Source organism: Bradyrhizobium sp. 1(2017), assembly GCF_011602485.2.
GTDB lineage: Bacteria > Pseudomonadota > Alphaproteobacteria > Rhizobiales > Xanthobacteraceae > Bradyrhizobium.
Window position 1 is genome coordinate 1,714,410 of the sequence record NZ_CP050022.2, and the last position, 13,156, is coordinate 1,727,565.

Here is a 13,156-nt window from a genome sequence, read left to right on the forward strand (position 1 = left end):
GACTCCCGGCATATAGTTGTACCATACAACTATATGCGCGCAGCGGCGCACGCAAGCGTTTTGGAGTATGCCATGAGCGAAACTATGCCGGCCGGCCAGCGAATGAGGGGCAAGGTCTGCCTGGTGACGGGCGGCGGCAGCGGCATCGGCCGTGCCACGGCGCTGCGGATGGCGTCCGAAGGCGCGGAGGCGATTTTCGTCGCGGGCCGGCGCGAGGCCGAGATCGAGACGACCGCCGCGAGCTGCCGCGACCTGGGCGCGGTTGCGATCGCACTCCAGGCCGACATCACGCGCGAGGACGACGTCGCGCGCCTCGTCGGCTCGGCCATCGCGCGCTGCGGCCGGCTCGACGTCGCCTTCAACAATGCCGGTTTCCAGGAGCGTCGCGCGCCGCTGGAGGAGCAGGGCACTGACATCTACGACAGCGTGTTCGATACCAATGTCCGTGCGCTGTTCCTGTGCCTGCGCCATCAACTGCCGGCGATGCTCGCGCAGGGGCGCGGCAGCATCGTCGTCAACGCCTCCGTCAGCGGCGTGCGTAATCCCAATCCGGGCTTCTCGCTCTATTCGGCTTCGAAAGCCGCCGCGATCTCGCTGACGCGCTCGGCGGCGATGGAGAACGCGCCGCGCGGCATCCGCATCAACGCGATCGCGCCCGGCCGCGTCGTCACCGACATGATGCTGCGCGCTGGCGTCGGCGATGTCGCAACCGTGAGTGCCGGCCTGCCGCTACGGCGGATGGGGAGCGCGGAGGAGGTGGCGGAAGCCGTGGTGTGGCTGTCGTCCGACGCGTCATCCTATGTCGTCGGGCATGTGCTGGCGGCGGACGGGGGATTTTTGGCGTCGTAGCTTCGTGGTAGCGCGGCAAATTCAGTGTCGTCCCGGCGAACGCCGTGACCCATAACCCCAGGGAGAAGTTTGGCGAAGACCGGTCGTTGTTCGGCCTCCGGTACTGACACCTGCGTTCAATCGACAGATCATGCGGTATGGGTCCCGGCGTTCGCCGGGACGACAAATTCAGTGCTTCTGCCCGTACAGCACCGGCACTGCCGAATCCACGACGACTTCGACGAGGCTCGTGCCCGCAAACGCCATGCCGCGCTTCAGCGCTTCGTCGAGCTCTGCCGCCTTCGTCACCCGCACGGCATGGCAACCCATGCCTTCGGCGAGCCGGACGAAATCGATTCCCGGCAGCTCCAGCCCCGGCACGTTCCTCACCTGCATCACCTGGCTGAACGAGCGCATCGCGCCGTAGCCGGAATTGTTGAGGACGACGATTGTGAGCGGCAGCTTGCGCTGCGCCGCGGTCCATAGCGCCTGGATCGAATACATCGCCGAGCCGTCGCCGATCAGGCAGACGGTACGGCTGTTCGGCTTGCCGAGCGCCATGCCGACGGCGGCCGGCAGCGAATAGCCGAGGCCGCCGCTCGCCATCGTGTAAAAGCTGTCCTGGCCGCGCATCGGCAGGAATTTCTGCATCGCCGGCCGGTGCGAGGGCACTTCCTCGACCAGCGAGCTTCCTTCCGGCATCGCCTGCGACAGCGCATGCAGCAGGAACTCGACGGGCAGCGGATCGGCCGCCTGCGGCGCCGGCGGCAACGTGCGGCCCTTGGGTGCCGCGCGCTTGCTCTCCGGCAGCAGGTCGAGCAGCATCGAAAGCGCCGGCTTCATCGTTGCGATGATGCTGGTGCCGACCGGCGTTACGGCCGCCGCATCCGCATCATCGGTGATCTGGAAGATCGTCGCGCCGCCATCGAAGATCGCGGCATGGCCTTCGACATGGAAGGTGAACACCGGCGCGCCGATCACGACGACGAGATCGTGCTCGCGCAGCGCGTCGGAGAGCTGCGCGGGCGAGGCGTGCAGGAAGCCCGCAAATTGCGGATGCCGCTCGGGGAACGAGCAGCGCGCCGAGAACGGGCTGACCCAGACGCTGGCCTTCGCCTTCTCGGCGACACGCACCATCAGGTCCACCGCGCCGGCACGGTCGACACCGGGACCGACGACCAGGGCAGGGTGCTTGCTCGACGTCAGCGCCTTCACCAGCGCCTGCATCGCGTCTGGTTCGGGGCCGATCTCGCGGCTGACCTTGCGCGCCTCGACGGGAGCGGCCGCATGCGCCCAGTCGTCGATCGGGATCGACACGAAGGTCGGCCCGCACGGCGGCTGCATCGCGGTGTAATAGGCCCGCGCGATCGCGGCGGGCACGTCCTCGGGCCGCGCCGGCTCGACGCTGTATTTGACGTAAGGCCGTGGGAATTCGGAAGCGCGCTCAGCATAGAGAAAGGCCTGCAGCGGCAGGATCGAGCGGGCTTGCTGGCCGGCGGTGATCACGAGCGGCGTCTGGTTGCGATGCGCGGTGTAGATGTTGCCGAGCGCGTTGCCGACGCCGGCCGCCGAATGCAAATTGACGAAGGCGGCATTGCGCGTCGCCTGCGCGTAACCATCGGCCATGCCGACGGCGGAAGCTTCCTGCAGCGCCAGCACGTAATCGATGTCATCGGGCCAGTCGCTCAGGAACGGCAGCTCGGTCGAGCCGGGATTGCCGAACACCCGGTCGATCCCGAAGGCGCGCAGCAGGTCGAGCGTTGCCTGCTTGACGGTGACGGATCTGCTGCCGGTCTTGCCGTTTTTTGTCATCGTTTCCGTCCCTGTTGTTGAGTGATGGTAGCAGCCTCACACCGTCATTGCGAGGAGCGAAGCGACGAAGCAATCCAGACTACCTCCGCGGAGGCATTCTGGATTGCTTCGCTTCGCTCGCAATGACGATGGAGAGGCCGCGGTGGCTCACCACACCGCCGTGCCCTTCATCGTCGGCTGGCCCTCCGCGTTCGCGGTCCATAGCTCCATGCCCGCCTCGTTCTCGTTGGCGTTGATGGAAAACTCCGTGCCCTCGAACAGCGGCTGCACGCCGCGATAGGTGAACTTCCTCGGCGCCTTGCCGCTGCGAAGCCTGGCCGCCATCTCGATGATGAACGCGGCCTGCAACGGTCCGTGGAAGATCAGCCCCGGATAGCCCTCGACCTTGGTCACGTAATCGCGATCGTAGTGGATGCGGTGGCCGTTGAAGGTCAGCGCGGAATAGCGGAACAGCAGCACCGGATCCGACACATGCGTCTCGCGGTGCTGCGCCTTCGGCGGCGGAGGCGGGGCCTTGGCAGGAGCCGCCTGCGCGCTCGTCATCTCGCGATAGACGATATCCTGCCGCTCGCGGATGGCCGTGCCGCGCGGCGAGGAGATGCTGTGCTCGACCGAGACGAAGCACAGCGTGCCGGTCGAGCCCGACTTTACCTGAACATCGGCGATGCGCGAGGTTCGCGTCGATTCGTCGCCGACGCGCAACGGCTGCAGGAACTCGATCTCGCCGCCGGCCCACATCCGTCGCGGCAGCGGCACCGGCGGCAGAAAGCCGCCGCGAGTCGGGTGGCCGTCGGGCCCGAGCATCGACATCGGAAACACCGGTTGCGCCAGGCACCAATGCACCGTGAACGGCGCGGCATCGCCCGTCTTGGGCTCGCCGACCTCCTGGAACAGCGTCGCGCGCAGGCCCATGACGAGCTGCGCGGTGACGACGTCGGTGGCCTCCGTGCTGCGGCCGATCCATTGCCGCAAATGATCGATGTCGAGCTTCTCGGTCATGACGCCTCGCTCTGTTACTTCTTGGATTGGGGTCGTTCGCCGATGGCAGGGACGGCGCCATAACTGCGCGTCTCGCCGACGATGATCGGCGCCGGTGCGGGATAGCTGACGCGGCCGTTCGGCGTGTCGACCTCGATGCGGCGCAGATGAGGATGGCCCGTGAGGTCGGCCATGGTGTTGACCTCGGCGAAGGCGATGTCGGCATCCGATAGCCGCTTCAGCAGCTCGTTGCGGGTCATCTTGCCGAAGCTGTCCGCCACCGTCTTGTCGGTGAAGTCGCGGTTGCGCACGCGCTCGACCATGTTGGCGACGCGGGGATCGGCAGGCAGATCCGGCTGATCCAGCACCTTGGCGCACAGTGACTTCCACTCGCGCTCGCTCTGGATCGAGATCAGGATGTCCTTGCCGTCCTTCGAGGTGAAGACGCCGTAGGGCGCGATCGAGGGATGGCGCAGGCCCATGCGTTTGGGCGGATTGCCGGCCTCCGAATTGAGCAGCGGCACGGTGCACCAGTCCGCCATCACGTCGAACATGGAGATGCGGATGTCGGCACCCTTGCCTGTGCGTCCGCGCCCGATCAGCGCCTCCAGAATTGCCGCATGGGCGGTCGCGCCGGTCGCGACATCCACGATCGACATGCCGACGCGCGAGGCGCCGTCGGGGTTGCCGGTGATGGACGCAAGTCCGCTCTCGGCCTGGATCAGCAAATCATAGGCCTTGCGGTGGGCGTAGGGGCCGTCGTCGCCATAGCCGGTGATCGTGCACGAGATCAGCCTCGGATAGTCCTTCAGCAACCGCTCGCGCGAAAAGCCGAGCTTGTCCATCGAGCCCGGCTTGAGGTTCTGGATCAGCACGTCGGCGCTCGCGATCAGCTTCTCCAGCTCGGCGCAGCCTTCCCTGGTGGCGAGATCGACCACGGCCGATTGCTTGCCGCGGTTGAGCCAGACGAAATAGCTGCTCTGACCCTTGGCCGCCGCGTCATAGCCGCGGGCGAAATCGCCCTCGGGCCGCTCGATCTTGATCACTTCGGCGCCGGCGTCAGCCAGCCGCGAGGAGCAGAACGGCGCCGCCACCGCCTGCTCGACCGCAATCACCCTGATCCCGTCAAGTGCTCCCATGGCGCGCCCTCAGTACGAGCGGGGCATGCCAAGCACATGCTCGGCGACGAAGGACAGCACGAGATTGGTCGAGATCGGCGCCACCTGATAGAGCCGCGTCTCGCGGAACTTGCGCTCGACGTCATATTCCTCGGCGAAGCCGAAGCCGCCATGGGTCTGGATGCAGGCGTTCGCCGCTTCCCAGGACGCGTCCGCCGCCAGCATCTTGGCCATGTTGGCCTCGGCGCCGCAGTCGAGCCCGGCCTCGTATTTGCGGGTGGCTTCCTTCACCATCAGCTCGGCCGCGCGCATTGAGGCGTAGGCCTTAGCGATCGGGAACTGGATGCCCTGGTTCTGGCCGATCGGCCGGCCGAAAACACTGCGCTCCTTCGCATAGTTCGTTGCCTTGGCGATGAACCATTTGGCGTCGCCGACGCATTCGGCGGCGATCAGGATGCGCTCGGCATTCATGCCGGAGAGGATGTAGCGAAAGCCCTTGCCTTCCTCGCCGATCAGGTTCTCCGCCGGCACCTTCATGTCGGTGAAGAACACTTCCGTCGTGGCGTGGTTCATCATGGTGCGGATCGGGCGGATCTCCAGTCCGTTGTTCTTGGCCTCGCCCATGTCGACGATGAACACGGAGAGCCCGTCCGTGCGCTTCTTGACCTGGTCCTTCGGCGTGGTGCGCGCGAGCAGGATCATCAGATCGGAATGTTCGGCGCGGCTGGTCCAGATCTTCTGGCCGTTGACGATGTAGCTGTCGTTGCCATCCTTGCGCGCGAAGGTTTTCAGCGAGGAGGTGTCGGTGCCGCTGGTCGGCTCGGTGACGCCGAAGGCCTGCAGGCGCAATTCGCCGCTGGCGACCTTCGGCAGGTATTTCGCCTTCTGCTCGTTATTGCCGTGCCGCAGCACGGTGCCCATCGTGTACATCTGGGCATGGCAGCCGCCGCCGTTGCAGCCGGCACGCTGGATCTCTTCCAGGATCGCCGCGGCCGCCGAGAGCTTCAGGCCCGCGCCGCCATATTCCTCGGGGATCAGCACCGAGAGATAGCCGGCCTGTGTCAACGCATCGACGAAGGCCTTGGGGTAGGCCATCTCGCGATCGAGCTTGCGCCAATATTCACCGGGAAACTGCGCGCAGAGCTTGGCGACGGCTTCGCGGATGTCGGCGTGATCTTCGCTGTGGTGTTCTTGACTCATGGCGTTTCCAATCGATAGCGGCAGTTAAGATAACGCCGGCCCATCCTCTGGCGTTGTGAAAACATCGCCAGTCCCCTATGCTCATTTGCTATAGCGTATGGAGTAGCCTTCCAGGATTGGCAAGCATGGATTTCCGGCAGCTCAGAACCTTCAGTTGCGTGGCGGAGCTCGGCAGCCTGTCCAAGGCGTCCGACACGCTGCGCGTTGCGCAGCCGGCACTGAGCCGGCAGATCAAGCTCCTGGAACACGAGCTGCGCACCGAGCTGTTCACCCGCAACGGCCGCGGCATGGTGCTGACCGAGGCCGGCCGCCTGCTGTTGGCGCGCACCTCCGGCATCGTGCGGCAGATCGACCAGATCCGCGACGACATCCAGTCGTCGAAGGGACCGCCGTCGGGCCAGGTCGTGCTCGGCCTGGTTCCGACCGTGAGCTGCGTGCTGTCGGCGCGCTTTGCGCGGCGCAGCGTTGAAAAGTTCCCCGGCATCTCGCTGCGCATCGTCGAGAGCTACAGCGGCCATCTCGTCGAATGGCTGCATCGCGGCGAGATGGACCTCGCCATCCTTTACGGCCGCTCGGCCGATCTGCATCTCAATGTCGAGAGCCTCGGCCGCGACAACATCGTCGCGGTCGGTCCGCGCGGCTGCGGCCTGTCGCGCAAGAAGAGCGTCGACATCGGCTGGCTTCTGCGGCAGCGCCTCGTGCTGCCCAGTCATTCCCACGGTCTCCGCGCGCTGATCGAGCACGCGGCCGCCCAGCGCAAGATCAAGCTGAACGTGCAGCTGGAGGCGGATTCGTTTCGCGTGCTGACGAGCCTCGTCGAGGAGGGGCTCGGCTTCGCGTTGCTGCCGCCCTCGTCGGTCCATGGCGAGGTCGCGGACGGGCGGCTGGAAACCGCTGTCGTCTCGAAACCGATGACGCGCGAGCTCATTTTCGCTTCTCCGATCGACCGTCCGGCGTCGACGGCTTCGCTCGCCATCACCGCGCTCCTGCGCGACGAGGTCGCCGCCTGCCGCAAGGAAGGCCTGTGGGACATCAGGCTGAGCTAGACGCCGTGTCGTAGAACAGCCGTGCCCCGCCTGGCCTTCGCATCTGGCGCGACCTGTCATGCCGGAATTTTATAGCGGGGTGCCGCGCCGCACTCGCCGCTGCAGATTTGACACGCATCGGTGCCAAGACCTCGTCATTGCGAGCGGAGCGAAGCAATCCAGAATCTTTCCGCAGTGGCAGTCTGGATTGCTTCGTCGCAAGAGCTCCTCGCAATGACGGAGGACAGAGCTCAGGCCGGAATCCGCACCGGCAGCGTCTCATATCCCTTGATAAAGCTCGAATAGATCCGCTTCGGCTCGCCCACAACCTCGATGCGGTCGAACCGCTTCAGCATCTCCTCCCAGACGATCCGCAGCTGCAGCTCGGCGAGGCGCATGCCGACGCAGCGGTGGATGCCGAAGCCGAAGGAAAGATGGGTGCGCGGCCGCGGGCGATCGATGATGAAGTCGTTCGGCTTCTCGAACATCTCCTCGTCGCGGTTGCCGGAGACGTACCACATCACGACGCGGTCGCCCTTCTTGATGTGCTTGCCGGCGATCTCGGTGTCGGCAAGCGCGGTGCGGCGCATATGCGCCAGCGGCGTCTGCCAGCGGATCACCTCCGGCACCATGGAATCTATCAGCTCCGGATTGGCGCGGAGCTTGTCGTATTGCTCCGGGTTCTCGTTCAGGGCCAGCACCGAGCCGGTCATGGTATTGCGCGTGGTGTCGTTGCCGCCGACGATGAGCAGGATAATGTTGCCCATCAGATTGTCGGGGTCCATGTGGCGGGTGGCGTCGTTGTGCGCCATCAGCGACAGCAGATCGTTGCGCGGTGCGGAGCTGACGCGCTCGTTCCACAGCTTCGACATGTAGGCGTAGCACTCGTCCATCTCGCGGCGGCGCTCTTCGGCCGAGGCGACGATGCCGCTCTTGGGCAGCGCGGTCGAGACGTCGGACCAGCGCGTCAGCTTGCGCCGCTCCTCCCAGGGGAAGTCGAACAGGGTCGCCAGCATCTGCGTCGTCAGCTCGATCGAGACGCGCTCGACGAAGTTGAAGGTCTCGTTGCGCGGCAGGTTGTCGAGCACGGTCTGCGCGCGCTGCCGGATCAGCTTGGCCAGCTCGTCGAGATGCGTTGGCGTGAACATCGGCGACACCGTCTTGCGCTGCGCCGAATGCCGGGGCTGGTCCATGGCGATGAAGCTTGGATAGTCGTAGCCGGGCGGCACGTCGCGGATCGAGATGCCGCCGAGCGTCGAGTCCGAGGAGAAGATGCCGTGATTGGTGTCGACATGCATGATGTCGTTGTATTTGACCACCGACCAGTAGGGCTCGATCGGCGCATTGGTGCAGTAATGCACCGGCTCTTCCTTGCGCAGCCGCTCGAACCACGGCCACAGCGTGTCGTCCTGGAACAGCCGGGGCGCGCCGGGGTGGAATTGCGACAACGGCGTCGCATAGGCCTCCTCGCGGGCCCTGCGCATGCGTTCGGCCGTGTCCACGTTGACCGGCGCTTGGATGTTCATGGTCGTGGCTCCAGTTGCGTTCGACTCACGCCGCAATCTTCACCGGCAGCGTTTCGAGACCCTTCACGAAACTCGAATAGACCCGCTTGGGTTCGCCGACCACATCAATATGGTCGAAACGCTTGAGAATTTCCTCCCAAATAATCTTGAGCTGGAGTTCAGCGAGCCGCAGGCCCACGCAGCGGTGGATGCCGAAGCCGAAGGAGAGGTGCGTGCGCGGGCGGGCGCGGTCGATGATGAAATCGTAGGGCTTTTCGATCGCCTCCTCGTCGCGGTTGCCCGAGACGTACCACATCACGACCTTGTCACCCTTCTTGATCTGCTTGCCGCGGAACTCGAAATCGGCGAGCGCCGTGCGGCGCATATGCGCCAGCGGCGTCTGCCAGCGGATCACCTCGGGCACGAAGCTGTCGAGCAGCCCGGGATTGTCGCGCAGCTTGCGATACTGATCCGGATGCTGGCTCAGCGCGTAGATCGAGCCCGACATGGTGTTACGGGTGGTGTCGTTGCCGCCGACGATCAAAAGGACGAGATTGCCGAGGAAGTTCTTGGCGTCCATGTCGCGCGTCGCGGCGCCATGCGCCATCATCGACAACAGGTCGCTCTTCGGCGGCTGCGCGATGCGCTCCTTCCAGAGGCGGGCGAAATAGCCGGCGCATTCGGTCAGCTCGGCCTGCCGCGCGTCCTCGGTCGCAACGAGGCCGTCGGGACCGGGGATGGTGGTGGCGATGTCGGACCAGCGCGTCAGCTTGCGGCGGCCCTCCCAGGGGAAGTCGAACAGCACCGCGAGCATCTGCGTGGTCAGCTCGATCGAGACGCGGTCGACCCAGTCGAACACCTCGCCGCGCGGCAGGTTGTCGAGGCACTCGGCCGAGCGCTTGCGGATGTTGAGCGCGAGATTGTCCAGATGCGTCGGCGTGAACATCGGCGCCACGGTCTTGCGCTGGGCCGCGTGGCGCGGCGGGTCCATCGCAATGAAGCTCTCGCGGCGCAAATCCGGATCGATGTCGCGGATGGTGATGCCGCCGAGCGCGGAAGCCGAGGAGAACACGGCGTGGTTGGTCTCGATCTCCATGATGTCGTTGTAGCGCGTCACCGACCAATACGGCCCGAACATCGAATCCCTGCAATAGTGCACGGGATCTTCCCGGCGCAGCCGGTCGAAATAGGGCCAGAACGTATCGGTCCTGAACAACTCCGGATCGCCCGGATCGAATTGCTCCAGCGGCAGCGACGTGGCGCGTGCGCGAAGTGCGTCGAGCTTGGCCTCGCTCTCGATGGTCCCATGCATGACCGCTCTCCCTGGTGGCGAACCGCGCGTCGTTGAATTCTGCGCTGCGGTATTCGATTTGCAATTACAGCCGGTTGTCTGCGTCGGGGCAAGGGAGAGTTTTGCCACATCCAACCTTCACGGGAGCGTCGGACGGCCGTCACGCTGCCGCGCGAGCGTGACCTCCCGCACGCCGCCCGGTCGGGAATCGTGCAAGAAAGCCGCTGGAATCGAGCCGAATCGAACCCGCCCATCTTGGGGATCGACTAACCTCTGATCTATAGTTGACCGCAAGAGATCCGCATCCCGAGGTTGCTGCCCGTGAACGACATGCAATGGACGCCCGTTGGCTCCGAACCCTTACCCCCGCCGCTGCCGCCCACGCGGGTCGATTTCACCGGCAATCGCACCGAGTTCCGCAAATTGGTCACCAAGGGTGCCATGCTCGAGCTCGTCACCTTCGGCTTCTACCGGTTCTGGCTCGTCACCGACATCCGCCGCCATCTGTGGACGCACACAGCGGTCGATGGCGATGCCGCCGAATACACTGGACGGGCCAAGGAGCTCCTGATCGGCTTCCTCGTCGCGCTCGCGATCCTCGTCCCGATCTATCTCGCCTACTTCTTGATCGGCATCGAGTTCGAGCGCTGGCAGGGCTTCGCCTCGGTGCCGTTGTTCCTCGCCTTCTACGCCTTCGGCCAATTCGCGATTTTTCGCGCGCGGCGCTATCGCCTGACGCGCACGGTCTGGCGCGGCGTGCGCTTCTGGATGGACGGCTCGGGCTGGGCCTATTCGTTACGCGCCATGCTGTGGGGCTTGCTGGTGTTCCTGACGCTCGGCCTGGCGCTGCCCTGGCGCGAGGCTGCGCTCGAACGCTACAAGATGCAGCACACCCATTACGGCGATCTGACCGGCGATTTCGAGGGTGACGGCTGGACCTTCTTCAAGCGCGGCTGGTGGCTGTGGCTGCTCAGCCCGATTGCGCTCCTGATCTTTCCGCTCGCGCCGTTCCTGTATGCCGAGTTCAAGGCGCGCGAATGGCGCTGGTGGCTCGACGGCGTTCGCATCGGCGGCGTCAGCCTGTCCTCCCAATTGCCGCACGATGCGTTCTATGGCCTGAATTGGAAAGTGATCGGCTGGTGGACACTGCTCTCGGCCGCTTTCGGCGCCTATATGGTCGGCGGTATGTTGCTGGTCGTCACACTGAGCGGCGTTTCGGCCGAGGAGATGTTTGCCGGTGACAATGCCGCCAAGAGCATCCCGATGGTGGTGATGATGGTGATCGGCTATTTCGCGGCCGCTCTTGCCATCAACATCGTCATGCGCGTCTATCTTCAGCGCGATCTCTGGGCGAAGGTGCTGGAGACGGTCGAGGTGCACAACATCGCGGCCGCGGCGGATGTTCGTGGCAGCGGCAAGCTCGCCGGCGCGCTCGGCGAAGGTTTTGCCGATGGACTGGACGTTGCAGGATTTTGAGCCGTGAGTGAGTTGTCGACCGAGGCCCCGGCGCAGTCCGTCAAGCCGACGATCTTCTTCGACGGCGTCTCGAGCCGCAGGCGTCAGGTGACGCTGACGCTCGGTGACGCGCTCGAGATCGTCGAGGACGGCGCAGCGCCCGTGCGCTGGGCCTATGCCGATATCCGCCGTGCCGACAGCCCGTCCGGGGTTTTGCGGCTGGCCTCGACATCCGCGCCGCCCTTGGCGCGGCTGGAGATCCGGGACGCCGCGCTGGCAGCGGATCTGACCGCGCGGTGCTTGCGGCTCGACGAGCACCAGGCCACGCGCGGCGGTGTCGCCAAGATCGTCGGCTGGTCGGTGGCGGCGGCCGTCTCCATCGTCTGCGTCGTGCTGTTCGGCGTGCCGCTGGCCGCCGACCGGCTCGCGCCGCTGGTGCCCAAGCCGGTCGAGCGCCGTATCGGTGATGCCGCCGAGGTCCAGATGAAGTCCATCTTCGGCCGCAGCGTGTGCGAGGATCCCGCCGGCAAGGCCGCGTTCACGAAGCTCGTCAATCGCCTGCGCGATGCCGCGGGCCTCGACGACGATTCCATGACGGCGGGCGTGCTGCCGACGGCGGTGCCGAACGCGTTCGCGCTGCCCGGCGGCAAGGTGTTCGTGCTCAAGGGCCTGCTCGACAAGGCCGAGACCCCCGACGAGCTCGCCGGCATCATCGCGCATGAGCTCGGCCACCTCAAGCATCACGACAACATGCGCGGCCTGATCTACAACGGCGGCACCTCGTTCCTGATCGGCCTGCTGTTCGGCGACGTCACCGGCTCCTCGGCCGTGATCTTCGCCTCGCGCAGCCTGGTCGAAGCTTCCTATTCGCGCGAGGCCGAGACCGCCGCGGATACGTTTGCGATAGAGACCATGCATGCGCTCGGCCGCTCGCCGAAGCCTGCGGCCGAGCTGATGTTCCGCATCACCGGCAAGGAAGGCGGCGGCCTCACGTCGATCCTGGCGAGCCATCCGCTCACCGAGGACCGGCTCGCGCGCATGACGAGGGAGGACCGTCCCGCCAGCGGCCCGCCTTTGCTGACGGACAAGGAATGGCAGGCGCTGAAGTTGATTTGCGGCAGCGGGAAGATCTAGGCTCCGCGGCGCTATCGCGTGCCGTAGGCGCGGTCGCCGGCATCGCCAAGGCCCGGCAGGATGAAGCCGTTCTCGTCCAGGCCTTCGTCCACCGCGGCCGTCCAGATCGGCACGTCCGGATGCAACCCGCGCAGCCGTTCGAGTCCTTCCGGCGCGGCGATCAGGCAGGCGAGGCGGATGTCCTTGGCGCCGCGCTCCTTCAGCCGGTCGATGGCGGCCACCGCCGTGTTGGCGGTCGCGACCACAGGCGTCACCACGATCGCGAGGCGCTCGTGGAGATCTGACGGTGATTTGAAGAAATACTCGACCGCGGCAAAGCTGTGGGGTTCGCGATAGAGGCCGATATGGGCGACGCGCGCGGTCGGCACCAAATCCATCATGCCGTCGACGAAGGTGGTGCCGGCCCGCAGCATCGGCACGAACACCAGCTTCTTGCCGGCGATCTTGGCCGAATGCATCGTCGCCAGCGGCGTCTCGATGACGGTGTCGGCGAGCGGCAGATCGCGCGTCACCTCGTAGCACAGCAGCATGCCGATCTCCTTGATCAGCTCGCGAAAGGACTTAGTCGAGATCGATTTGTCCCGCACCAGCGTCAGCTTGTGCTGGACGAGGGGATGGTCGACGATGGTGACGCCTTGCATGACGGGATGCTCTTCTTCTTCCCTTCTCCCCTTGTGGGAGAAGGTGGCGCGAAGCGCCGGATGAGGGTCTGCTTCCACGAACTCAAGCGAGAGGTGTGCCCGTGGAGACAGACCCCTCACCCGGCTTCGCTTTCGCGAATGTCCAGCGGATGGATGGGTAACACAATAG

At 65.4% G+C, this 13,156-nt stretch carries 11 protein-coding genes; 4 read left to right on the forward strand and 7 right to left on the reverse strand.

The annotated features are described in order from the left end of the window. Positions 1 to 72 precede the first annotated feature (72 nt). Entirely contained in the window at positions 73 to 849 is a 777-nt protein-coding gene (locus HAP40_RS08235; protein ID WP_166818276.1) for an SDR family NAD(P)-dependent oxidoreductase, read from the forward strand. A gap of 168 nt (positions 850 to 1,017) precedes the next feature. Here HAP40_RS08235 and mdlC read toward each other — a convergent pair whose 3' ends face one another. From mdlC to HAP40_RS08255, 4 genes are all read right to left on the reverse strand, one after another. After that, entirely contained in the window at positions 1,018 to 2,640 is a 1,623-nt protein-coding gene (gene mdlC / locus HAP40_RS08240; protein ID WP_166818275.1) for a benzoylformate decarboxylase, read from the reverse strand. Positions 2,641 to 2,787: 147 nt separating this feature from the next. Further along, a complete protein-coding gene (locus HAP40_RS08245) occupies positions 2,788 to 3,639 on the reverse strand; it encodes an FAS1-like dehydratase domain-containing protein (RefSeq protein ID WP_166818274.1) in 852 nt (283 codons plus the stop codon). Between the two features lie 14 nt (positions 3,640 to 3,653). Continuing rightward, a complete protein-coding gene (locus HAP40_RS08250) occupies positions 3,654 to 4,757 on the reverse strand; it encodes a CaiB/BaiF CoA transferase family protein (RefSeq protein ID WP_166818273.1) in 1,104 nt (367 codons plus the stop codon). A 9-nt stretch (positions 4,758 to 4,766) separates the two neighbouring features. Then, positions 4,767 to 5,936, reverse strand: coding sequence for an acyl-CoA dehydrogenase family protein (locus HAP40_RS08255; protein WP_166818272.1), 1,170 nt, complete (start codon positions 5,934 to 5,936; stop codon positions 4,767 to 4,769). Between the two features lie 125 nt (positions 5,937 to 6,061). Here HAP40_RS08255 and HAP40_RS08260 point away from each other — a divergent pair, with 125 nt between their 5' ends. Next, positions 6,062 to 6,982, forward strand: a complete 921-nt coding sequence (locus HAP40_RS08260) for a LysR substrate-binding domain-containing protein (protein WP_166818271.1) — start codon at positions 6,062 to 6,064, stop codon at positions 6,980 to 6,982. A 230-nt stretch (positions 6,983 to 7,212) separates the two neighbouring features. On the opposite strand, the gene HAP40_RS08265 is transcribed toward HAP40_RS08260, so the two are convergent. After that, positions 7,213 to 8,487 (reverse strand): cytochrome P450, encoded by a 1,275-nt coding sequence (locus HAP40_RS08265; protein WP_166818270.1) that lies wholly within the window; start codon positions 8,485 to 8,487, stop codon positions 7,213 to 7,215. 25 nt (positions 8,488 to 8,512) lie between these two features. Beyond that, positions 8,513 to 9,778 (reverse strand): cytochrome P450, encoded by a 1,266-nt coding sequence (locus HAP40_RS08270; RefSeq protein ID WP_166818269.1) that lies wholly within the window; start codon positions 9,776 to 9,778, stop codon positions 8,513 to 8,515. Between the two features lie 309 nt (positions 9,779 to 10,087). Here HAP40_RS08270 and HAP40_RS08275 point away from each other — a divergent pair, with 309 nt between their 5' ends. Both HAP40_RS08275 and HAP40_RS08280 read left to right on the forward strand, forming a co-directional pair. Next, on the forward strand, positions 10,088 to 11,233 hold the full coding sequence (locus tag HAP40_RS08275; RefSeq protein WP_208024954.1) for a YjgN family protein: 1,146 nt from the start codon (positions 10,088 to 10,090) through the stop codon (positions 11,231 to 11,233). A 3-nt stretch (positions 11,234 to 11,236) separates the two neighbouring features. Continuing rightward, the gene (locus tag HAP40_RS08280; RefSeq protein WP_166818267.1) at positions 11,237 to 12,346 is read left to right on the forward strand and encodes a M48 family metallopeptidase; all 1,110 of its coding nucleotides are present in this window, start codon (positions 11,237 to 11,239) and stop codon (positions 12,344 to 12,346) included. A gap of 11 nt (positions 12,347 to 12,357) precedes the next feature. Here the strand turns inward: HAP40_RS08280 and upp are convergent, their stop codons facing one another. Next, positions 12,358 to 12,987, reverse strand: a complete 630-nt coding sequence (gene upp / locus HAP40_RS08285; protein WP_166818266.1) for a uracil phosphoribosyltransferase — start codon at positions 12,985 to 12,987, stop codon at positions 12,358 to 12,360. Positions 12,988 to 13,156: the final 169 nt, after the last annotated feature.